Raw genomic sequence first — 22,051 nt, 5'->3', positions numbered from 1 at the left:
CGCGCGATGAAATTTACCGACATCTTCATTGATCGGCCGGTCCTCGCATCGGTGGTGAGCCTGCTGATACTCGTGCTCGGCTTGCGCTCGCTTGCCGCGCTGAAGGTCAGCGAGTATCCGCAAACCGAAAACGGCGTGGTGACGATCACGACCGCATACTACGGCGCGAGCGCCGACACGATGGCGGGCTTCATCACGCAACCGCTCGAAGCCGCGATCGCACAGGCACAGGGTATCGACTACATGTCGTCGACGAGCACCACGGGTGTCTCGACGATCACCGCGACGCTGCGCCTCAACTACGACTCCAACCGCGCGCTCACGGAGATCAACACGCAGATCGCATCGGTGCGCAACCAGTTGCCGCCGCAGGCGCAACAGCCCGTGCTGACCGTGCAAGTGGGTCAAACCACCGACGCGATGTACATGGGTTTTTACAGCAACGTGCTGCCGAGCAACAACGTTACGGATTATCTGCTGCGCGTCGTGAAGCCGAAGCTCGATTCCGTCCAGGGCGTGCAGACGGCGGAAGTGCTCGGCGGCCGTCAGTTCGCGCTGCGCGCATGGCTCGACTCGAGCAGGCTCGCCGCGCACAACGTGACGGCCGCTGACGTATTCACGGCGCTCGGCAACAACAACTATCTGGCGACGCTTGGCACAACGAAAGGCCAGATGATAAGCGTCGATCTCAACGCGGGCACCGACCTGCATTCCGTCGAGGACTTCAAGAAACTCGTCGTCACGCAGAAGAACGGCGCGATCGTGCGGCTTGAAGACGTGGGGAACGTCGTGCTCGGTGCTGACAATTACGACTTCAACGTCGCGTTCAGCGGCAAGCGATCGGTGTTCATCGGCATCAAAGTGGCGCCCGATGCGAATGTGCTCGACGTCGCGAAGCGCGTGAAAACGATCTTTCCGGATCTGCAGAGGCAGTTCCCGACGGGCATGACGGGCGACATCGTCTACGACGCGACCGACTTCATCAACACGGCGATCACGGAAGTAGTGAAGACGCTCGTCGAGGCGCTGCTGATCGTGACGGTCGTGATCTTCCTTTTCCTCGGCAGCTTGCGCGCGGTGATCGTGCCGGTGATTGCGATGCCGCTCTCGCTGATCGGCACGTTCTTCGTGATGCAGGTGCTCGGCTATTCGATCAATCTGCTGACACTGCTTGCGCTCGTGCTCGCCATCGGCCTCGTCGTCGACGATGCGATCATCGTGGTCGAGAACGTCGACCGGCATATGAAGGAGGAGGGCAGGCGGCCTTTCGAAGCCGCACTGATCGCGGCGCGCGAACTCGGCGGCCCGATTCTCGCGATGACGGTCGTGCTGATCGCCGTGTACGTGCCCATCGGCTTTCAGGGCGGACTGACTGGCGCGCTGTTCACCGAGTTCGCGTTCACGCTCGCGGGCGCCGTCACGGTGTCGGGCGTGATCGCGCTGACGCTTTCGCCGATGATGTGCTCGCGTTTTTTCCGCATGGACCAGCAGTCGGGGCGCTTCCCGCGCTTCGTCGACCGGCAGTTCGAACGTGTGCATCACGGCTACCGGCGTCTGTTGCATGCGATGCTCGACACGTGGCCCGTATTCGTCGTGATGGGCGCGCTGCTCCTGTGCGGCACCGTCTATCTCTTCATGACGTCGCAAACGGAGCTCGCACCTCAGGAGGACCAGGGCATCGTTCTGTCGCAGGTCCAGGGTCCGCCGAACGCGACGATCCAGCAAATGCAGACCTACGCGGATCAGGTCTTCGACATCTCGAATCAGTTGCCCGAATACGCGCAGATGTTCCAGCTCACGGGCGTACCGACGCTGAACCAGGGTATCGGCGGCGTGCTCTTCAAGACGTGGGACAAGCGCAAGAAGGGCGCGACGCAATTACAGCAGGAATTGCAGCAGAAGTGGAACGGCATCGCGGGTGCGCGTGTCGCCGCATTTCAGTTTCCGCCCCTGCCGGGCGCGCAAGGATTGCCCGTGCAATTCGTCATCAGCACGACGGAGCCGTTCGAGAACCTCAACGAAGTGTCGCAAGCCGTGCTGCAAAAGGCGCGCGCAAGTGGCATGTTCTTCTTCGTCGACAGCGATCTGAAGATCGACAAGCCCGAAAGCGTGTTGCTCGTGGACCGCGACAAAGTCGCTTCGCTCGGGCTGACGCAAAGCGATGTCGGGCAGACGCTGGGCGCGGCGCTCGGCGGGAACTTCGTCAACTACTTTTCGATCGCTGGCCGCTCGTACAAGGTGATTCCGCAGGTGCTGCAAACGGACCGGCTGAACCCGTCGCAAGTGCTCGACTATTACTTGCGTACAGCCAATGGCAGCGTGATACCCGCATCGACGGTCACGCATCTGCAGCGCAACGTCGTGCCCGAGTCGATCAATCACTTCCAGCAGCTCAATTCGGCCACGATTTCCGGCGTGCTCGCGCCGGGCATCTCGCAGGGCGAAGTGCTCGACTTCCTGCGCAAGGCCACGACCGACGTCGCGCCGGCGGGATACACGGCCGATTATTCGGGTCTGTCGCGACAGTTCGTGCAGGAGTCCGGCGGCTTCGTGACCACGCTGCTATTGGCGACGATCATCGTGTTTCTCGCGCTCGCCGCTCAATTCGAGAGCTTTCGCGATCCGGTCGTGATTCTCGTATCGGTCCCGATGGCGCTGTTCGGCGCGCTGATCTTCATCAACGTGGGACTCACCACGCTCAACATTTACACGCAGGTGGGCCTCGTCACGCTGATGGGCCTCGTGAGCAAGCACGGCATTCTGATCGTGCAGTTCGCGAATGAACTGCAACGCGCGGGGCGCGGCAAGCGCGAGGCACTCGAAGAAGCGGCTGGCGTGCGCTTGCGGCCGATTCTGATGACGACAGCCGCGATGGTGCTGGGCGTCGTGCCGCTCGTGATCGCGTCGGGTGCGGGTGCGGCCGGCCGCAACGCAATGGGACTCGTGATCTTCACGGGGATGTCGATCGGCACGCTGTTTACGCTGTTCGTCGTGCCCGCGATGTATATGTTCCTCGCCGCGGACCACCATCGAGACAGCGAGCATCCGGAGCAGACCTGAGCAACCGAAGAGATTTCACGATTTTCTGGATGTTTTCGCCACGAATGGTGTGGGGATGTGCTGAACTTTCTCGCTGCCACACTTCGGGCAAGGCGGATGAGCGGATTGATGTTCAGCAAGATGCTCGGCATGCTCGAACATCTCACCACATTTCTCGCACCGGTACTGGTAAGTCGGCATGGTATTCCTCTAACGAGAAACCGGGCGACAACCCATTCCAGTGCAGGAAATGGGCGCGCTCTCCGGTGTCGGTCCGGTCGCAAGCTAGTGCTTGCGATGCATCCAGCTCATATGGTGCGTGTCGAGCCACTGGCTCAGGCTCTCTCCCTGGTGTTCGCGCCTGTAGCGACGGGACAGGGCCATGGCAACGACAACGAGAACCACAAGGCCAACCCAAAAACTGATCATTGACTGAGTCATGGCAGCCTCCTTCGGGAATGCGACCATGCACTGAATTCTAGTGCCGAGGCGGCGGAATTCGCCCTGAAAGTTACCGCGGCGATCACTTCCGGCCAGAGCTCGAAGCAGGGATCACGTTCACGGGACCCAATGGTATGTCTATTCCTGTTGCCTAAATGAAGCGTTTGCGAGGGCAGGGCAGCAGGGCCGTACCCCAGCCGCTCTCCCGAACGTTGTCTCGTAACGGAAGCCGTGATAGCGAGTTATGTAGTGCTTGCACCATTCAAAGGAACGGCCAACGCTTGCGTCAAGCGCTGTCACGGCGCAAGTGAATAAGCACTCAGTTCGGAAGTACGGGACAGCAGCGCCTGGTGATCGAGATACAACACGTAATCCGACTTGATGACCTTTTTAACGCTTGGCGCGTACCAGTAGGTTTCGGTGAACGGCGCATCGTACAAGCGATCAAGCTGCCTGGCGTTCACCCCATGGCTGACTATCTTGTAGGCGTCAAATGAACCAGCGGGTACCTGTATCCTCTCGAACGCAACGATCTCGCCGTGGCCGCTGACATCAATGGTTCCGATCGTGAAACGCCGGACATGATGAAAGTCCCAGTTCTTTCCCACAGTCATTGGGAAACTCAGGGTTCCATTGCTTGGCTCATACGTTGTTCCGTTGCCATCCCGCGTCAGGTTGCCCTGACTGTCGTAGTGGTTTTCCTTTTGGCGCCCACCGTTCCACGAGGACGACATCGTCGTCTGCGTCTCTGTTACTGCGACTACCGTCACAACAAGAGGAACGCCGGGCGTGGAGTCGGTTCGCCCCCATATAAAGGTCCACGTATCACCGACCTTGTAGCTCGGCGCGTCAGCCGTGGGTGTGCCAGGTGGGCTTGCTGGCGGCTGCGCTGTGCACGGATTCGTCAGACACCCGAGCAACAGTGCGGCATGGCACGAGTGCCTCGTGAGCAACGAGAGGGTTGGCGTCGCGTTGCGGACTTTCACGAGTGGCTCCCGACCGCGATGACACACGAAGACCTGGCGCCGTGAGTTGGAGATTCCTTTCATTATTGTTCTTTGTTGCATTTGTGCAGACGAAATGTTGCTATCTGCCGCTCGCGCAATGCCCTGGGCAACGATCGTCACGGTTCGGAGTCGATGACGGATTGAAAATCCCTCCCGCCGGGCTAGTCTCCGGGCCACCGCCATATTCCAGCCCGGCGCTGGGCGCCGATTCCGGGTTGAACTCAGCGGCCACATGAACAGGAACGGCACCGGGCTGCGAGGGCAGATCCCGTTCGTCAGGGCGCCCCAGTAAAACATCGAGGGTTTTGGCGTGCATCGCCCAGATTTCGCAGAAGACCCCGAAAGCCTTCTGCATTGAATCGAGCGTGTCAACAGCTGTGGACTCTTGAATGCGGTGACGCCGGAGCTGGCTGACGAGCGTCTGTTGCCTGGCGAGGGCGACGGCGCTTCGGGCGACCGTGTTGCGGGCGAGCCGCTCCCATTTCCACGCGTGCAGCAATGCGGGTACGTCTGGCACGTGTTCGTAGAGCCAGTACTGACACACGGCGGCGTGCGATGCGAAATCGGCACCGCGATGGCGCAGGATTTCCATCCAGCCGAGTACCTGAAATACGGAGATAAGAGTTCCCTCGGGGCCCCATAGCGTCGAGAGCAGAAAGTAGTCTGCCTGCGCTGGTGCGCCGTCCAGAAGTACCTGCGGTTCCATCGAATCAGGCAGAAATGTGTCTGTGACCATGTTTGCCCGCGTTGCGCAACGTTGAGGGTCCATTGTGTCCGAAAAAATGCGCCGTGGTGAAGTCGTCCACGGTTCAAGAAGGCCTGGCAGCCGCTCAGCTGCTGGCCTCATGCTCGAGTTGAGCCGCAGGTACATGCCGCACGTCGGTACCTTTGACGACATAGACGACGAATTCGGCGATGTTTTTAGCATGGTCCCCAATGCGCTCTATGGCTTTGGCGATGACCATGTAATCGAGCCCAGTCGAAACGACGCGCGGGTCCGCCGTCATTTCGGCAATCAGTCCGCGCGTAAACGCCCGAAACTCGTTATCGATGGCCACATCGTCCCGCACCAGATGCGCGGCTGCGGCACTATCCATTCGTGCGAACGCATCCAGCGCTCCATGAAGGAGGCTCATGGCCATCTCTGCCGAGGTTTTGATTTCGACGATTCCGATGACCGGAGCTTCACTATTGGCCTGGATGCGACGGATGCGCTTGGCCACCTTCCGTGCTTCATCGCCAGCGCGCTCGAGATTGGTGGTGCACTTCGAGATGGCCAGCAGAAGTCGAAGATCGCGGGCTGCAGGCTGTCTGCGAGCGATGACGTTACTCACCTCTTCATCGATTTCCAGCTCCATCAGATTCAGTCGTTGCTCGCTCTCGAGCACCGCGTAGACGACGTCGGGGTCGAACGCATGCAGTAACGAAAGGGCGCGAGCGATCTGCAACTCTACGAGGCCGCCCATCTCAAGGAGCCTCGTCGAAGCGAGGGTGAGGTCAGCGTCGAAACCGCTGGATAGATGTTTTTCCGGCATCATCGTCCCCTTGATGAGCCACGCGCGCGGAACTGCCAATCAAATGGACCATCCCGTGGACGCAGCGCAGACAGACATGATAGGTCCGGTCCTTGCATGCATGCCTGTCCGGAATCCACGACTTATGGATCGCCTTAGCCGCTGAGGCGCGACGGCGTGACTGGCAAATGCAGGTCGTAGCGAGAGCTGGTTGACGGTTGTTGCGCGTGCGATCGGTAAGGCGACGCGCCGCGCCAGGTGGGACAGCTGCAGCTTGTGCACGAATGACATGGGCATCGAGGCATAAGATTGCCAGACTTGCCGGGGCCAAAAGTGGCTAAACTTCCAGGCGGTACTGCGGCATACGGGTGACCCGCCAATGCAGCAGAAGAATACGAAGGTTGCGTGTTGTGGGGTCACGCCATCGGGCAGCAAGATTGAGCCGCGGCGCTAGATCTCACTGACGCAATGCTCTTCGACCCAGCCCATTGCGCGTTCGCGCGCATAGCTCAGCGCTTCGTTCTCGTCGATGAAGTTGTCGTCCAGACAGATGTCATGGACGTCATCTTCGAATGAGCCGTCTGACGCCGGGACGAAGATTCTCGCGTTCGCCACAATTCTCCCGTCATCGATGCTTGCGCTCGTGCTGATCAGGCAAGACTGAAACATGAATTGCATGGCTCGCTCCGGTAGCTTGTCGCGTGATGAAAAGCGCCTGCGCAAATGTCATGCCGCGAGTCGTCCCAGCGAGTTGGAGGTGACTTCGCCTTGCATGCGACGCATGTTCCTTTTGAAGAGAAGGGCGCCGACCGCAGCGGAGGGGCGCTCTCGCTCCCGCCTCGGAAGCCTGTCCATAAAGATGCACATACGAACACACATACATCGTGTACTTTCGGGTCGGCCCTGAATATGCTCGTACAAGCCATCTTTAAGCTTTTCTTCGCCAGGTAGACGCGACTCGAAGGAGGCGGTCGCGATCTGAAGTCGGTCAGGCTGGCAACACATGCGGCGGTAAAGACCCGCCGGTCCGGGATTCCAGGAGACACAAGTGCTGAGCCCTCACGAATTTGCGACGCTCATGCTGGTCAAGTCATCGCCCGACCAGATCGACATGGGCCGCGAGGAACTCGATACGCTGCTCGAGCAACAACTCGTAGCACTCGAGAGCCTCGCAACCGGTGCACGCTTCGCGCATGTGACGGATGAAGGCGAATCCCTGCTTCAGGCCATGACGCGAAAACGTTGACAGGCACCCGGTCGCCCCGCTTCGAGCCGGGCGCGGGATGACCGGTCGATCAACACCCCATTTTTTTCATTCCGCGCTGGCGACGCGCGGGGTCGCAGCATTTCCGCCCATTAAGGAGACTATTGATCATGCACACCCAGGAACTGGTCGCAAGCGCTCAACGTGGCAATCTCGACGCCGTTTATGGTCTGATCAGCACGATGGTCGATGGGATCGGCAAACTCACTGAACTCAACGCACAATACATACGAGCGACACTCAAGGAGGCGTCGGAGTTGTCGCAGACCACGGTGGAAAAGCCACAGGACTGGATCGCGCTCCATGGCACGCTCGGAGCGCCAATGGCTGAGAAGGTTCAGTCCTACACTCGCGAGCTTTTGGGGATCGTGTCGTCGACGCACGCTGAACTTCTCAGCGTCGCACGGGCGGAAGGCGAAGCACGTATGCGCCGGGCGCAGACATTCGTCGAGGAAGCGACCAGAAACGCGCCTGCGGGCTCAGAGGCGGCTGTGGCTGCGTTCAACTCCGCGATTACCGCGGCCAATACGCTCTACCAGACGCTCGGGAATACGGGGCAGCAGGCGGTCGAAGTCGCGCGAAGCAACTTTAACCTGGTCGCCAATGCCGCGTCGAAGAGTGCCAGGCGCGCGAGCGCGCAGTAACAGCGACCGGCATGGCGTGAGTTGGTCTCATGGGGCGACGGGCGTGTCGATCCATGCCTGTCGGCCTTTGATCATCGTGGCGACGTGAGTGCCAATCTATTCGTTCTGGCGCAACGGCGACGCCTTGGCCAGTCCGCAATCGACCAAATAGCTCGCGAGCATCAGAATCGCCAGAAGAGGAAATGATGGCGCGGGCGCGCATGACCTGCGTGCGACGGATTGCTCACAGGCGCAAGCTGTGCGTGCGCATCAACGACACGCGCGCGCAGTGCCATGTCATAGAAAGCCCCCACCATCGGCAATGCGCCATGCGCACCTTCGCCCCAGTAGTCGTTGCGCAATGTCACGCGTGCGTCGTCGAAGCCCACCCACGCGCCGGCGACCAGTTGCGGATGGATCAGGATGAACCAGCTATCCGTGTTGTCCTGCGTCGTTCCGGTTTTGCCGGCCACGTCGGCGTGAATGCCGAAACGCGTCCTGATGTCGGAGCCAGTGCCGCGGTTGACGACGTCACGCATCGCATCGACCAGCTTGAGCGCAGCAGCGGCGGGCAGCGCCTGCTCCGGTCGTGCAGCAGGGAATTCGGCGAGCATGTTGCCGTTGCGATCCTCGATACGTGTCACCATGCGCGGTTCGACATAGGCTCCCCGGTTCGCGATCGTGCAATACGCCGAGACCATCTCCTTGAGCGTGACCGGGCTCGTGCCCAGGGCAAGCGAGGGCACGGCATCAAGGGGACTTTCGCGCACGCCCATTTCACGCGCGAGTGCCGCAACCTTTGCCGGTCCCTCCCGCTGCATGAGCTGTGCAGTCACGCGATTGCGTGAGAAGGCAAGCGCATTGCGTAGTGTCATCGGGCGGCCGGTAGGGGGCTCGGGGTCAGTCGGCCGCCATACCGCATTGCCCTTCAATGCAATGGCAACGTTGCGGTCGACGATCGTGTCACCCGGTTGTGCACCATCGGCAAATGCCGCACCGTACACAAAAGCCTTGAAGGTGGAGCCGGGTTGCCGGCGCGCCTGCTGCACGTGATCGAACGGCTCGTCGCGATAGTCCCGGCTGCCGACCCATGCCTTGATGTCTCCATTGCGTGGATCGATGGCGACGAATCCGGCCTGAATCTGGGTTTTGCTGTGGCAGAGCGCATCCACAAACGCCGCATCCTGCGCAAGTTTCCTGATTGCGGCCTGGTCGGAAAGGCCGGTGTCCCGTGCGGTCCGGTACTCCGCTGTCTGTCTGATGAAGGACTGGAACAGTTCGGTCCCCGGCCAGCAGCCTGTGCGCTCGTTCCATGTGCCGCTCGCGATCCACTGCAGCTGGCCGGCCTGCCAGGCAACGGCCTGTGTCGCCATTGCCTGAAGTCGGGAGTCGATTGTGGTGTGCACCACGAGCCCGTCCGAATAGATGTTATAGCCGTTGCGATCAGCCCACGCGGTCAACCACCTGCGCAGCTGTACTGCGAAATGCGGTGCAGTGCCAATGGGCTCGGCCTGCGGTTCGAAATCGACATTGAGCGGTTGCCGGTTCAGCCGGGCATACTCAGGAGGACTGAGCTTGCCGTATTTCAACATCTGCGCAAGTACCGTATTGCGGCGTTCCAGTGCGCGCTCAGGATTGAGCACGGGGTTGTACGTGCTATTCGCCTTCAGCATGCCAACGAGCGTTGCACTCTCGAGGACATCGAGGTCTGCTGCGCGCTTTCCGAAGTAGGTGCGCGCAGCCATCTCGACGCCGTAGGCGTTGTAGAGGAACGGCACGGTGTTGAGGTACGTCTCGAGGATCTGGTCTTTGCTATAGACAGATTCGATCTTGAGCGCCGTGATCGCTTCCTTGAGTTTGCGGGTCAACGTCGGTGCGCGGCCGATTTCGTCGGGATACAGGTTGCGTGCCAGTTGCTGCGTGATGGTGGAGCCACCCTGCCGGGCCCCGGCAAACGTGCGCAATGCCGCCGACGGAATGCGCCTCAGGTCAATACCGTGATGCTGATAGAAGCGGCGGTCCTCGGTCGCGATCAGGGCATCCACCACATGCGGTGAGATCTGGCTTAGCGTGACCCACTCGCGATTGACCGGCTTGAATTCCGCGAGCACGGTGCCGTCGGCGGAGAGGATTAGCGCGGGACGGTCGACGCGTGCCTTGCGGATGTCACCGAGGCGGGGGGTGAATGGAATAAGGGCCAGCGTATACGCGAGCGACAGCGCAGGCACAGCGGCAATTGTCAGTGCAATGCCGCGACGTGTCGGATGGCGCATGCTGCGCCACGTCGCAGCGATAAGGCGCACGGTCATTGCACCAGCGCTGGCAGCAGCTGCCCGACCGGATTTCGCCCAGCGTGCGCAGCGTTCACGAAAGAGCGACACATAGGGGTGATTCACGGTGGTTGAGCCATATACGAAACGCCGGATCGTACCAAAGCCCAGGCGGTATTCCGGCAGAAAAATGGCTCTGCAGGTGCACTGCTAACAGACGATTACACTTGTTTCGATTCTGCGGCACGAGGACGGCGGTATCGCGCGTTCAGGGGAGGCGCGTTCAGGGGGCGACCCAGCAATCGACCCAGGTATCGCCTCGACGGATATACAGCGCGCGTCGGTGACGGTCCGCCGCCGAGAGGTCCAGCCAGTCCAGGCGTGTGGGGCGCACCTCAACGACGCCGAAATGCCGCAGACCTTCGCCCGGTCCAGGAATGTGCGTCTCATCGAGCGCATCATCAGCGTGGATGATGGGAGTCCCGGGCGGCAAGCGCGTCCGGTAGACGACCAGGTCATGGTCGGGACTGGACCTCCACGCATCGAGCCGGGCCTGCCCGTCGCAAAGTATTCGGGTTTCGCCGGACACGCGGACCTGCAGGTTGTGAACAGGGTCGACGCCGACGAGCGCGATTCGCGGCTCCCGTCTGAGTTCGGCAATCTTCGGCGAGCGCAGGTCGGTATGAAAAGTAAGCACGTTCTGCGGTTCAATGGCACTCCGAAGCAGCACGGTGCGGACGTTCGGTGCACCATCGAGGCTAACGGTTGCCGCCTGCATGACCTTGAAGGGATGTTTATCTTCACGGACAGCGGCAGCGAGGCAATCCCAGATGCGGTTGTAGATTTGTTCGAGGTTCATCGGCGCGGCACCTTCAGCGTTTGCGCGCCTCGTACCGGCTCGTGCGGTGATGCCACGGGTCGGCATCATGGGCGAACTGGGCATCGAAGTGGTCGGCGTGCGAAAGGGGGCGTTCCATGTTGCCAAGGCAGGCTCAGAGTGTCCAGTCTTCGTCCGCCGCGGCTCGCTTCGCGAGCGCAGCGAGATCGTGCTCCGCGTGGCTCTGACGGACGAACACGGGCAGATCCGCTGCCATGCGAGCGAACCAGCGGTCGCGGCACAGCGGGCCGGCGCCCAGGCCGCGCGCACAGGCATGCAGTGTGGCCTCGACGGCGCTTTCCGCAGCGGCGCGAGCACGCAGCGCAAGCGCCATGGCGTCGGCTTGCGGCGCGGAGTCGATCTTATGTGCGGCGTCGCGCAGCAAGGCGCGCGCAGCGCTCAACGCGGCGTCGGCCGCTCCGAGATGCGCATTCAGGTGCGGATCATCGCGGCGCCTCGCCGCATCGCGCAGGCGGACGGCCAGCGCCGCGGCCGCGCCGTACCAGCACGCGGCGATGCCCGCGCCGCCGTGCCAGAAGCCAGGACGCCGCAAGTAGCCGTCCACTGGACCGACGAGCGTGGCGTGTGCGTTGAGCACATCGATTTCGACGCTTTGCGTCGCCGCCATGCCGACGGCTTCCCAGCCACGTGCCGTGACCGTCACGCCTGGTTGGTCCATGGGCAGTGCGGCGAGCCAATCGCGATCGTCGCTGTCGATGCAGGTCACCAGCGCGTGCGTGACGAATGCCGCACCTGAACACCACGGCTTGACGCCTGAAAGCCGGATCTGCCCGCTGCGGCTTGAGGCGTAACGCAGCTCGTTGCGCGGAGAACGGGCTGCCCATACACCCCATATTTCTGGTTCCAATCTGCGGGGCACCGCTACATGCGGCAGGCACGGCATTTCAAGCTCCGACTGAATGGCGAGTGCGTCGGCATGCGCCTCGTAGATCTTGAGGAGCGAGAGATCCTGTCCGGCGAGCCCGGCGAGAAATTGCCAGCGCGCGAGCGTGCGCCCGCCTCCCGGCAGCGGCAGCGCGGGGCCCACGGCGACGAGCTGGCGTGCGGCGCCCGCGAGCGACTGCGCGTCGAGTGGCAGCGTGCAGCCTTCGAGCAGTGCCGCAAAGTCGAACGGGCCGCACCCGCCGTCGCCAGACAACGTACGGACCTGCCGTGGAGTCGCGCTCTCCATCACAGCCCCGGATTCGTGCGCGCGGTGCGGGCGCCAACCGCGATGCTGGCATTGCTGGCGGCGACGCGGCTGCCTGGTGTCTTCGGCGCTCTTGCCATTGCGATTGACTCCTCGGTTCTGAAGGCCTCGATATACCACCGACGGAAAAATTGCTTGCGTGCCATGGCGATACAGCAAACGCGGTGCCGCGTCATGCAGGTCCGCCACGAACGCGGGAATGCCGCCTGCGCGAGCAGGCGCGTGCGTCCCGCACGAGTCACTTCACTCTAGTCAGGAAGGTATGAAAGCCGGCGAGCGCGACCGGTCGCGACGCTTTCTCGTGAACCGAAACAATCGAAGCAGGGAAAATCCGGCGCACGGCTGGGCGGCGGACATCGGACCGGGCCTGGGTACGATCGCAACCGACAACGATCCCGGCGGCATCCTGACGTATTCGCTGGCAGGCGCGCAGTATGGCTTCGATCTCCTGTGGGTCTGCGTGCTTTCCTGGCCGTCGATGGTGGCACTGCAGATGGTGTCTGCGCGCGTCGCGGCCGTCACGGGCAAGGGCCTGACCGAGAATATGCGGGAACACTATTCCCGCTGGTTGTTTCTGCTGGCGGTCGCCCGTTTTCTCGGAGCCAATACCGTGAACATGGCCGCCGACATGCTGGCGATGGGCGAAGCCGCGCAGTTGATATTCAGGGGATCGGTCCCGCTCTTCACGGTTTTCTTTGCCGGCATGTCGCTCGCGCTGCAGTGGTGGGTGCCTTATGCGCGCTATGCAAACTACCTCAAGTGGCTAGCTCTGTCGCTGTTCTGTTATGCAGGCGTCATGCTGGTGGCGGACGTGCCGTGGCGCACTTTGGCCTGGCGCGCTTTCGTGCCGCACATCAGCTGGTCGGAAGACTATCTGGGGATGCTGCTCGCGGTGCTCGGTACCACGGTCAGCCCGTATCTGCTGTTCTCGCAAGCCGAGCAGGAAGTCGAAGAGGGCTCGCACGACGGCACTCAGGACAGCAGCCGCGTACAGCAGAAAGACGTCCGGCAGCAGCTAAAGAAAATACGAAGCGACATACTGGTGCGTACCTCGATGTCCAACGTATGCGGAGCACTCATCCTTTGCGCCGCGGCCGCGACATTACACGCGACCCATGCATCGCTCACTCCCTCTGGCTCGACTCGCGAGGCCGCGCAAGCGATCGCGCCGGTCGCGGGTGCCTACGCGCAGCCGCTGCTCGGCCTCGCGCTGCTTGGCACAGCGCTGCTCGCACTCCCGCCGCTGGCCGGCTCGGCCGCGCACGCCGCCGCCAGTTCGTTCGGGTGGCAGCGGGGCACGCAGCGGGATCGCCGGATAGCTGCAATCCTGGTGTTGCTTATGGCGGTGAGCACTATCGTCGCACTGCTGTTTGGCGCATTCGGCGTCGATCCGCTCCGGGCCTGCTACTGGAGTGCGCTGACCAACGGGATGACAGTGTCGCCGGTGTTGATCCTGCTCGTGCTCCTGAGTGCCCGGCGTGAAGCGGTGGGCGAGATGAAAGCGCACTGGTTCACGCGCGCCTTGTGCTGGCTTGCAACCATCACTACCTGCGCGGCCCTGGCCGCTCATGTCGTCCTTCAGCTTCCCTAGCTGTGCATGGCGCAGAGGCGCTCGTCTGCGTCGGCAGGAGGGCTGCGAAGCCCGGCAGCGGCGCTCGCGTGGTTGGCACGCCCGTTGCGCATGGGCTCTTGTCGATAGCGATTTGCGCGGTTTCGCGCATTGTGCAGGCAGGCTGACTGGGAGAGAGACATGAAAATGGGAACCACGAAAAGCGAAGGCAGGGTCCGTGAACTTGCGGGCGACGCGCAAGAGGCGGTCGGCGAAATGCTGGGCGACGCGAGTACCAGATTGTCGGGCAAGGCAAAGGCGCTATGCGGCAAGTCACAACAGCTGGCGACCGACGCGGCGGTCGTGACGCGCGAGACGATTGCGGACAATCCCCTGGCGACCGTGGGTATCGCCGTGGGCATCGGCTTCGCGCTCGGAGCGTTATGGGGAGCGAGCCGCGAATAAGCGGACCTGAACCAGACGGATGTTGCCGGCACGCCGCATGTGCGAGGTGGACCATGACAATTCACGCGAAGCTCGACCGCTGGCACAACGTGTTGCGATTTCTCGCGGTCCGCACAACGGACTATGGGCAACTGCTGTCACTCGAACTGTCCGAGGCACGCACATCCATGACGCGCGAAATCCTCGCGCTCGTGGCTCTCGCCGTAAGTGGGTTATTCACGCTCTCATTTTTCTGCGTCGCGCTGATCGCATCCGCGTGGAATACACGCTATTTCCTCACTGTCGTGTGGAGCATAGCGGTGCTCTGGCTATTCGCCTCGATCACCGCATTGCTGGTATTGCGCGCACAAAAGCCGGCGCGTTCGTTCGCGGTACTCAAGAGCGAATTGCAAGCGGACCTTGAAACGCTCAACGAGGCGCTTAAATGAGTCGTCGCTCCCGATTGAATCGTCAGGCATCTGAAGCCGTCCTGCTTACTCATATGGAATTGACGCGCGTGCGATTGCTTGCGGCCAACGTTCGCTCGCGGGCAGCCGGGCACGCTGCCGCCCGTGCACATTCGCGTAGCCTGGCGAGCGTCGTCCGCCCGGTGTCCGCCGCGCCGCTCCTCGCCATGCTCGGATGCTTCACGCTGGGCGCACTGCTTATCGGCCCGAGACGCGTCTTGCCCGTCGTGATGCGCACCGGTCTGGCTGGCTGGATCGTGCGCAATGTCCGGTTGCGTCTTGCACGCTGAGCGGACCGCACTTCGGCGACGATCATGTGTTGCTCGACGCGAAGCTCGACCCATTGCGCCACGACAATGAGACGCGGGTTAAATTCATGTGCGAACGGCAGCGTGGCACGCGGCGTGCGCTAGAGCGAGCGCAACTCTTAACCGAAAGGAGCGCAACATGACTATCCTTGATCCCCAGGCAGGGGGCACTGGCGCACAGATCGTCGGCGGGGGCGTCGGCGAAGGCCCGGGGCCCGAAATCATGGCCGCGGCCACGCTCGACGGCGACAAGGTGATTTCTGCTGACGGTGAACACGTCGGCAAGATCTCCGACATCATGCTCGATGTACGTAGCGGGCGCGTCGCGTACGCAGTCCTGGCTGAGGGCGGATTCCTCGGCATGGGTAATACGCTTCACGCCATTCCGTGGAACGCACTGACGCTGGACACCAATGAGAAGTGCTTCCGTGTCGACATCCAGGCTCAACGAATCAAGGACGATCCCGGATTCGATAAGGATCACTGGCCATCGATGGCTGATTCGACGTGGGGGACGCAACTGCATGACTACTACAACCGCCGTCCCTACTGGCTGGCGACCGGGGAGCTTCCGGGACGTGATCCCGGAATGAATAACCCGACGGACTTGTGAGAGCAACCCGACCTCCGTGGGACGAATAGTCCCACGGGTGAGCCTGAACGGAGCTGCTGTAAAACTTCCTCCAGAGCGGCAAATGGGGCATCGGCTTTTAGCGGCCGGTGCCATTTTTTTTGCAAAGGCGGTGTTCGCTGGTCAATACCCTGACCGGCGCCGCGCCGACCGCCATTTACGGTGTTTGCTAAATGAAAGATACGGGCGCGTTTCTTGCTCCCCATCCACCGCGCTTCATGCAGCATCAATACCGGTTCTCCGACTTTTGCCAGGCTGACTACCGCCTCAGCACGTCGGCGCATTGCATCGACTAGAACAAAACAGATGACTCGGCTGCATCGGGTTCCGCTCGGCTTTCCCGGCCACGAGGTGAAAATGGACGCTCCTACGGTTATGACGACGGTGGCGGAGGAAAACAACCTTGGGCGAATCGCTCGTACGTTGGGCGCTTTCCGGCGCGGCGACGCCGCAGCGCGATTGCCGGACGACTGGGAGGGCCTGTACGGTGAAGTTGCGGCCGAATACAACCTGCTTGCTGCGCAATGCGGCAGGATGTCTGTCCAGCTGCGGGATGTGGCGAGCGATCTGACTGTGCGCACACCCGGCGATATCGGAAGGCGCCTGTCCGCCGAAGCACTCGAAGGCTTCTGGCTCGATCACGCCGCCAATATCAATGCAATCATCCTGCGAGGCGAACCTGACACGGACCGTGCGAAAACAGTGCTTCTCGCGCTGAGTGCGCTTAAGGACGGCGAAACGGCGGAACTGCCGCCCGATTGGTCGGGTCTGCACGGCAGGCTGGCCCAGGTGTTCAATGAACTCGTCGACCAGAACGTACGCATGTCGGAAGAGCTCGCGCGTCTGAGCCGCGTCGTCGGGAAAGAAGGGCGTCTCAACGAACGTGCCGCGTTGCCGGCTGCGCGCGGGTTCTGGCGCGACTCGGTGGATGCCATTAACTCGCTGATCGGCGATCTGGTGCACCCCACGAGTGAGGTTGCCCGCGTAATCGGCGCGGTGGCCCAGGGCGACCTCTCCAAAAACATGGCGTTCGAAGCCGATGGCCGCGCATTGCAGGGCGAATTTCTCCGCACGGCACGCACGATCAACACCATGGTTGATCAGCTGGGCACCTTCGCGGCCGAAGTCACACGTGTGGCGCGCGAAGTGGGCACCGAAGGCAAGCTCGGTGGCCAGGCCGACGTCCAGGGTGTTGCAGGAACCTGGAAGGACTTGACCGACTCCGTCAACTCCATGGCCGGCAACCTGACCAGCCAGGTGCGCAATATCGCGGAAGTGACCATGGCTGTCGCCGCCGGCGATCTTTCGAAGAAAATCACGGTCGACGTGAAAGGCGAAATTCTCGAACTGAAGAACGCCATCAACACGATGGTGGACCAGCTTCGCTCATTCGCTTCGGAAGTGACACGGGTCGCCCGCGAAGTCGGCACGGAAGGCCGGCTCGGTGGACAGGCGGATGTCCAGGGGGTTGCCGGCACATGGAAGGATCTCACCGACAATGTCAACTTCATGGCAGGCAACCTGACGAGTCAGGTTCGCAATATCGCGGAGGTCACGAAGGCCGTCGCTGCCGGCGATCTTTCCAAGAAGATTACGGTTGATGTGAAAGGGGAGATTCTCGAGCTGAAGAACACCATCAACACGATGGTGGATCAGTTGCGGTCGTTTGCCTCGGAGGTGACCCGTGTGGCCCGCGAAGTGGGCACGGAAGGCAAGCTCGGTGGCCAGGCCGACGTGCAGGGCGTGGCCGGCACGTGGAAGGATCTGACCGACTCGGTCAATTCGATGGGTAGCAACCTCACCGCGCAGGTGCGCAATATTGCCGGGGTGACCACCGCCGTCGCCGCGGGCGATCTGTCGAAAAAGATCACCGTCGACGTAAAGGGCGAAATCCTGGAACTGAAAAACACCATCAATACGATGGTGGATCAGTTGCGTTCGTTTGCTTCCGAGGTGACGCGAGTTGCCCGCGAAGTCGGCACGGAAGGCAAGCTCGGCGGCCAGGCGGACGTGCAGGGCGTGGCCGGCACGTGGAAGGATTTGACCGACTCGGTCAATTCAATGGGCAGCAATCTCACCGCGCAGGTGCGCAATATCGCCGAAGTGACCACAGCCGTTGCGGCCGGGGATCTTTCAAAGAAAATTACCGTGGACGTGAAAGGCGAGATCCTGGAACTCAAGAACACCATCAATACCATGGTGGACCAGCTCGGCTCTTTCGCATCCGAAGTCACCCGGGTGGCGCGCGAGGTGGGCACCGACGGCAAACTCGGCGGCCAGGCGAATGTGCAGGGCGTAGCGGGTACATGGAAGGACCTGACCGACTCGGTCAATTCGATGGGCAGCAACCTGACCGCACAGGTTCGCAACATCGCGGACGTCACGACGGCAGTCGCGGCGGGTGACTTGTCAAAGAAGATCACCGTTGACGTAAAAGGCGAGATTCTGGAACTGAAGGACACCATCAATACGATGGTGGACCAGCTCCGCTCGTTTGCCTCGGAGGTTACGCGCGTGGCCCGCGAGGTGGGCACGGAAGGCAAGCTCGGCGGGCAGGCCGACGTGCAGGGCGTTGCCGGCACCTGGAAGGATCTGACCGACAACGTCAATTTCATGGCGGGGAATCTCACGAGCCAGGTGCGCAACATTGCGGACGTGACCAAGGCTGTGGCTGCCGGTGACTTGTCAAAGAAAATCACGGTGGACGTGAAGGGCGAAATCCTCGAACTGAAAAACACCATCAACACCATGGTCGACCAGCTCGGCTCATTCGCCTCTGAAGTCACGCGGGTGGCGCGCGAAGTCGGCACGCTCGGCAAGCTCGGCGGCCAGGCCGATGTGCAGGGCGTGGCAGGAACGTGGAAAGACCTGACCGACAACGTGAACTTCATGGCGGGCAACCTCACGAGCCAGGTACGCAATATCGCGGATGTGACCAAGGCAGTGGCAGCCGGCGATCTCTCGAAGAAAATCACGGTCGATGTGAAAGGCGAGATCCTCGAGCTCAAAAATACCATCAATACGATGGTCGACCAGTTGCGTTCGTTTGCCTCCGAGGTGACCCGTGTAGCCCGGGAGGTCGGCACTGAAGGCAAGCTCGGTGGTCAGGCCGATGTGCAAGGGGTGGCCGGGACCTGGAAGGATCTGACCGACAACGTGAACTTCATGGCCGGTAATCTGACGAGCCAGGTACGCGGCATTGCCAGGGTCGTGACGGCTGTCGCGGACGGCGATCTCGATCGCAAGCTGACCGTCGAAGCAAAAGGCGAGATCGCAGCGCTCGCCGATACCATCAACAGCATGACCGACACGCTGGCAACCTTCGCGGACCAGGTGACCACGGTGGCTCGCGAGGTGGGCGTCGAGGGCAAGCTGGGTGGGCAGGCCAAGGTGCCAGGCGCCTCGGGAACGTGGAAGGGGCTTACCGAAAACGTGAACCAGCTCGCCGCAAACCTGACCACCCAGGTGCGCGCGATTGCCGAAGTCGCGACCGCGGTGACCCAGGGCGATCTGACTCGCTCCATCACCGTTGAGGCCCAGGGTGAGGTTGCAGCGCTCAAAGACACGATCAACGAAATGATCCGTAACCTGAAGGACACTACCCAGGTCAATACGGAGCAGGACTGGCTGAAAACCAATCTCGCCAAATTCAGCCGGATGTTGCAGGGCCAGAAAGATCTCGTTGCGGTCGGCGAGCTGATTCTTTCCGAACTCGCCCCGGTAGTCGGCGTGCAACGCGCCGAATTTTATGTGCTGGATACCGCTTCCAGCCCGGCATCCCTTCGTCTTACCGCGAGCTACGCTTCGGGCGGGCACGCTACGCACGGCAAGCAGATTCATCTCGGCGAGGGATTGATCGGCCAGTGCGCAGTCGAAAGACGCAAGATTCTGCTTGAGTCGCCCGCAACCGAGCCCTTCCGTATTATGTCCGGACTCCTTGACGCAACGCCTCACAACGTGCTCGTTCTGCCCGTCGTGTTCGAGGCGAAGGTCAAGGGAGTCATCGAACTCGCATCGGTTGAGCGGCTCAATCCCACGCACCAGGCGTTTCTCGATCAGTTGACGGAGAGTATCGGCATCGTGATCAACACGATCGAGGCAAATTCCCGCACCGAGGACCTGTTGAAACAGTCCCAGACGCTAGCCAACGAGTTGCAGAGCCGGCAGGAGGAACTCGAGCAGACCAACCAGCAGTTGCAGGAGAAAGCGCACCTCCTTGCGCACCAGAACGAAGAGGTCGAACGCAAGAATGCCGAAGTCGAGCAGGCGCGACAGGCGCTCGAAGAAAAGGCAACACAACTGGCGTTGACCTCGAAGTACAAGTCCGAGTTTCTCGCCAATATGTCTCACGAACTGCGCACACCGCTGAACAGTCTGCTGATTCTCTCAGACAACCTGTGCAAGAACGCGGACGGCAACCTCTCGCCGAAACAGGTCGATTTCGCGAAAGCGATTCATTCGTCGGGTAACGATCTGTTGATGCTCATTAACGACATCCTCGATCTTTCGAAGATCGAGTCGGGCACGGTAGTCGTGGACATCACCGAGCATCGAATTGAGGATCTCACCGTATACGTTGAACGCACGTTCCGTCATGTGGCCGAAGCCCGCAAGGTCGACTTCATGATTCACACGGAAGCACAACTTCCCGCGTCCCTCCATACCGATCCGAAGCGCCTTCAGCAGATCCTCAAGAACCTGCTTTCCAACGCGTTCAAGTTCACCCACGAAGGGCATGTCACGTTATCGATTGAAGAGGCCTTCGACGGCTGGACAGCGGATAACGAGAGCCTGAATCGTGCGCACCAGGTCATTGCGTTTTCCGTGTCCGACACCGGCATTGGTATCTCGGCGGAGAAACAGCAAATTATCTTTGAGGCATTCCAGCAGGCCGACGGCAGCACGAGCCGCAAGTACGGGGGTACCGGCCTTGGTCTTGCAATCAGTCGCGAACTGTCCAAGCTGCTGGGAGGGGAAATCAGGCTCATCAGTTCGCCAAACAAGGGCAGCACTTTCACCCTGTATCTCCCGTACGGCAACGAACCCGGCAAGGCGCTGCGCAGGACGGCCACCCATGACGAGCCACGCGGTTCGGTAGCCGTATTGAATTCTCGAGCGCGGTTGGAGTCGGTCACTGGCCCCGCGGTGCGTGAACCTGTAACCGCCGTAGTGGAGGAAGTCGCAAGCTTCGCTGACGAAGCGCAGGACGATCGAAGCAACATCGCGCGGGGCGATCGTGTGCTGCTGATCGTCGAGAACGATCGCCCGTTTGCGGGCTTTCTGCTTGACGCGGCGCGTGAAAAGGGCTTCAAAGGGCTCGTGACGTCATTGGGTTCCGTGGCGTTGACGCTTGCGGACCAGTTCAAGCCCGCTGCCGTTACCTTGGACCTGTTTCTGCCCGATATGGAAGGGTGGCGCGTTTTGTCCCGCTTGAAGCACGATCTGACGACGCGTCATGTACCGGTTTGCGTGGTCTCCACAGACGAGTCACGCGAGCGCGCGTTCAGTTCGGGCGCTTTCGGCTTTCTGCCCAAGCCGATCCAGTCGCGCGAGCAATTGGACGAAGCGTTGGGCCGGCTGATGCAATACGTGGAAACCGATGCTCGCCGGGTACTGGTTACGCTAGCGCCAACGCCGCAGCGCGAAACGCTTATTCAGCGTCTGGCAGGCGAGCGCATCGCGTTGCAGTTGGCCGTGCCCGGTCACGAAACGTTTAGGTGCCTCGCTTCACAGTCGGTGGACGCGCTGGTCATGGACGTCGACGGATTGAGTAGCATGTCGCCCGACGAACTGCACGAGGCGCTGCCCGGGCGTACAGCTTTTTCGCCGCTGCCGGTGGTCCTGATCGGGGAACGGGGAGCGTTACCGGCGCGTTGGCTGGGCGCGGCCGAGCGGTACGTCGTCATGCCGGTCTCTACACCGGCGCATCTGCTCGATACGACAGTCGCCGCGATGCATGTCGGCTCCGGTCGACTCGGCAAGCAGGCGCAGGCGGAACTGGAGAGCTTGCGGGAGTCGGAAATCGCGCTAACAGGCAAGAAGGTGCTGATCGTCGACGATGACATGCGCAACATCTTCGCTCTCGCGACCGTTGTCGAAGACTACGGCATGCGTCACGTCTGGGCCGACAATGGACGCGACGCGATCCGTCTGGTCGCAACAGACCCTGCAATCGACGCCGTGCTGATGGATATCATGATGCCCGAGATGGATGGCCTCATGACGATTCGCGAGATCCGCAAGCTGTCTGCCGGTCGAACCTTGCCGATCGTTGCCGTAACCGCCAAGGCAATGAAAGGCGACCGCGAACGGTGCATCGCCGCAGGCGCGTGGGACTACCTCTCAAAGCCCGTGGACCGCGCCGATCTGCTTGCCGTCCTGAACGCGTGACTTCATGCGTAGGAACT

17 protein-coding genes are annotated in these 22,051 nt (G+C 61.4%); 9 read left to right on the top strand and 8 right to left on the bottom strand.

Annotation, left to right across the window (positions count from 1 at the left end; genetic code table 11):
• Positions 1 to 6 precede the first annotated feature (6 nt).
• Positions 7 to 3,060 carry an efflux RND transporter permease subunit gene (locus ACOJB8_RS05670; protein ID WP_475011435.1) on the top strand — a complete coding sequence of 1,018 codons (3,054 nt, stop codon included), beginning with the start codon at positions 7 to 9 and terminating at the stop codon, positions 3,058 to 3,060.
• 15 nt (positions 3,061 to 3,075) lie between these two features.
• On the opposite strand, the gene ACOJB8_RS05665 is transcribed toward ACOJB8_RS05670, so the two are convergent.
• The 5 genes from ACOJB8_RS05665 to ACOJB8_RS05645 all read right to left on the bottom strand — a co-directional run bounded on the left by ACOJB8_RS05665 (position 3,076) and on the right by ACOJB8_RS05645 (position 6,679).
• Positions 3,076 to 3,240 carry an FmdB family zinc ribbon protein gene (locus tag ACOJB8_RS05665; protein ID WP_083245053.1) on the bottom strand — a complete coding sequence of 55 codons (165 nt, stop codon included), beginning with the start codon at positions 3,238 to 3,240 and terminating at the stop codon, positions 3,076 to 3,078.
• 536 nt (positions 3,241 to 3,776) lie between these two features.
• Positions 3,777 to 4,214: a hypothetical protein gene (locus ACOJB8_RS05660; RefSeq protein WP_475011432.1), complete on the bottom strand. Its 438-nt coding sequence runs from the start codon at positions 4,212 to 4,214 to the stop codon at positions 3,777 to 3,779.
• A 352-nt stretch (positions 4,215 to 4,566) separates the two neighbouring features.
• Positions 4,567 to 5,223: a hypothetical protein gene (locus tag ACOJB8_RS05655; RefSeq protein WP_475011429.1), complete on the bottom strand. Its 657-nt coding sequence runs from the start codon at positions 5,221 to 5,223 to the stop codon at positions 4,567 to 4,569.
• A 94-nt stretch (positions 5,224 to 5,317) separates the two neighbouring features.
• Positions 5,318 to 6,022, bottom strand: coding sequence for a phosphate signaling complex protein PhoU (gene phoU / locus ACOJB8_RS05650; RefSeq protein ID WP_069262412.1), 705 nt, complete (start codon positions 6,020 to 6,022; stop codon positions 5,318 to 5,320).
• A 429-nt stretch (positions 6,023 to 6,451) separates the two neighbouring features.
• Positions 6,452 to 6,679: a hypothetical protein gene (locus ACOJB8_RS05645; RefSeq protein WP_069262072.1), complete on the bottom strand. Its 228-nt coding sequence runs from the start codon at positions 6,677 to 6,679 to the stop codon at positions 6,452 to 6,454.
• Between the two features lie 370 nt (positions 6,680 to 7,049).
• Here ACOJB8_RS05645 and ACOJB8_RS05640 point away from each other — a divergent pair, with 370 nt between their 5' ends.
• Both ACOJB8_RS05640 and phaP read left to right on the top strand, forming a co-directional pair.
• Positions 7,050 to 7,247 carry a hypothetical protein gene (locus tag ACOJB8_RS05640; RefSeq protein ID WP_069262071.1) on the top strand — a complete coding sequence of 66 codons (198 nt, stop codon included), beginning with the start codon at positions 7,050 to 7,052 and terminating at the stop codon, positions 7,245 to 7,247.
• Positions 7,248 to 7,375: 128 nt separating this feature from the next.
• Positions 7,376 to 7,909, top strand: a complete 534-nt coding sequence (gene phaP / locus ACOJB8_RS05635) for a TIGR01841 family phasin (protein WP_368603119.1) — start codon at positions 7,376 to 7,378, stop codon at positions 7,907 to 7,909.
• Between the two features lie 161 nt (positions 7,910 to 8,070).
• Here the strand turns inward: phaP and ACOJB8_RS05630 are convergent, their stop codons facing one another.
• From ACOJB8_RS05630 to ACOJB8_RS05620, 3 genes are all read right to left on the bottom strand, one after another.
• Positions 8,071 to 10,161 carry a penicillin-binding protein 1A gene (locus ACOJB8_RS05630; protein WP_475011422.1) on the bottom strand — a complete coding sequence of 697 codons (2,091 nt, stop codon included), beginning with the start codon at positions 10,159 to 10,161 and terminating at the stop codon, positions 8,071 to 8,073.
• Between the two features lie 280 nt (positions 10,162 to 10,441).
• The gene (locus tag ACOJB8_RS05625; RefSeq protein WP_475011420.1) at positions 10,442 to 11,017 is read right to left on the bottom strand and encodes a pyridoxamine 5'-phosphate oxidase family protein; all 576 of its coding nucleotides are present in this window, start codon (positions 11,015 to 11,017) and stop codon (positions 10,442 to 10,444) included.
• Between the two features lie 133 nt (positions 11,018 to 11,150).
• The gene (locus ACOJB8_RS05620; protein ID WP_475011418.1) at positions 11,151 to 12,194 is read right to left on the bottom strand and encodes an acyl-CoA dehydrogenase family protein; all 1,044 of its coding nucleotides are present in this window, start codon (positions 12,192 to 12,194) and stop codon (positions 11,151 to 11,153) included.
• A 313-nt stretch (positions 12,195 to 12,507) separates the two neighbouring features.
• Between ACOJB8_RS05620 and ACOJB8_RS05615 the strand changes: the two genes are divergently transcribed.
• The 6 genes from ACOJB8_RS05615 (at position 12,508) to ACOJB8_RS05590 (ending at position 22,034) form a co-directional block, all read left to right on the top strand.
• On the top strand, positions 12,508 to 13,836 hold the full coding sequence (locus ACOJB8_RS05615; protein ID WP_368617553.1) for an NRAMP family divalent metal transporter: 1,329 nt from the start codon (positions 12,508 to 12,510) through the stop codon (positions 13,834 to 13,836).
• A 159-nt stretch (positions 13,837 to 13,995) separates the two neighbouring features.
• Positions 13,996 to 14,259 carry a glycine zipper domain-containing protein gene (locus tag ACOJB8_RS05610; RefSeq protein ID WP_475011415.1) on the top strand — a complete coding sequence of 88 codons (264 nt, stop codon included), beginning with the start codon at positions 13,996 to 13,998 and terminating at the stop codon, positions 14,257 to 14,259.
• Between the two features lie 53 nt (positions 14,260 to 14,312).
• Positions 14,313 to 14,687, top strand: coding sequence for a phage holin family protein (locus ACOJB8_RS05605; RefSeq protein WP_069262066.1), 375 nt, complete (start codon positions 14,313 to 14,315; stop codon positions 14,685 to 14,687).
• Entirely contained in the window at positions 14,684 to 14,995 is a 312-nt protein-coding gene (locus ACOJB8_RS05600; protein ID WP_342948107.1) for a hypothetical protein, read from the top strand. Before ACOJB8_RS05605 ends, ACOJB8_RS05600 begins: the two co-directional genes overlap by 4 nt.
• Positions 14,996 to 15,152: 157 nt before the next feature.
• Positions 15,153 to 15,626 (top strand): PRC-barrel domain-containing protein, encoded by a 474-nt coding sequence (locus ACOJB8_RS05595; protein ID WP_069262064.1) that lies wholly within the window; start codon positions 15,153 to 15,155, stop codon positions 15,624 to 15,626.
• 324 nt (positions 15,627 to 15,950) lie between these two features.
• On the top strand, positions 15,951 to 22,034 hold the full coding sequence (locus ACOJB8_RS05590) for a HAMP domain-containing protein (protein WP_475011413.1): 6,084 nt from the start codon (positions 15,951 to 15,953) through the stop codon (positions 22,032 to 22,034).
• The last annotated feature ends 17 nt before the right edge of the window (positions 22,035 to 22,051 follow it).

The sequence above is a fragment of the Paraburkholderia sp. BR10141 genome (assembly GCF_056155635.1).
This window is presented reverse-complemented; position numbering and strand designations above follow the sequence as displayed.

Bases quoted from the DNA above. Each gene is read 5' to 3' on its own strand.
- ACOJB8_RS05655 (WP_475011429.1), bottom strand. From the start codon at position 5,223: ATGGTCACAGACACATTTCTGCCTGATTCGATGGAACCGCAGGTACTT.
- phoU (WP_069262412.1), bottom strand. From the start codon at position 6,022: ATGCCGGAAAAACATCTATCCAGCGGTTTCGACGCTGACCTCACCCTC.
- ACOJB8_RS05645 (WP_069262072.1), bottom strand. From the start codon at position 6,679: ATGCAATTCATGTTTCAGTCTTGCCTGATCAGCACGAGCGCAAGCATC.
- ACOJB8_RS05600 (WP_342948107.1), top strand. From the start codon at position 14,684: ATGAGTCGTCGCTCCCGATTGAATCGTCAGGCATCTGAAGCCGTCCTG.
- ACOJB8_RS05665 (WP_083245053.1), bottom strand. From the start codon at position 3,240: ATGCCGACTTACCAGTACCGGTGCGAGAAATGTGGTGAGATGTTCGAG.
- ACOJB8_RS05605 (WP_069262066.1), top strand. From the start codon at position 14,313: ATGACAATTCACGCGAAGCTCGACCGCTGGCACAACGTGTTGCGATTT.
- ACOJB8_RS05660 (WP_475011432.1), bottom strand. From the start codon at position 4,214: ATGTCGTCCTCGTGGAACGGTGGGCGCCAAAAGGAAAACCACTACGAC.
- ACOJB8_RS05615 (WP_368617553.1), top strand. From the start codon at position 12,508: ATGAAAGCCGGCGAGCGCGACCGGTCGCGACGCTTTCTCGTGAACCGA.
- phaP (WP_368603119.1), top strand. From the start codon at position 7,376: ATGCACACCCAGGAACTGGTCGCAAGCGCTCAACGTGGCAATCTCGAC.
- ACOJB8_RS05590 (WP_475011413.1), top strand. From the start codon at position 15,951: ATGACTCGGCTGCATCGGGTTCCGCTCGGCTTTCCCGGCCACGAGGTG.
- ACOJB8_RS05670 (WP_475011435.1), top strand. From the start codon at position 7: ATGAAATTTACCGACATCTTCATTGATCGGCCGGTCCTCGCATCGGTG.
- ACOJB8_RS05630 (WP_475011422.1), bottom strand. From the start codon at position 10,161: ATGCGCCATCCGACACGTCGCGGCATTGCACTGACAATTGCCGCTGTG.
- ACOJB8_RS05595 (WP_069262064.1), top strand. From the start codon at position 15,153: ATGACTATCCTTGATCCCCAGGCAGGGGGCACTGGCGCACAGATCGTC.
- ACOJB8_RS05610 (WP_475011415.1), top strand. From the start codon at position 13,996: ATGAAAATGGGAACCACGAAAAGCGAAGGCAGGGTCCGTGAACTTGCG.
- ACOJB8_RS05625 (WP_475011420.1), bottom strand. From the start codon at position 11,017: ATGAACCTCGAACAAATCTACAACCGCATCTGGGATTGCCTCGCTGCC.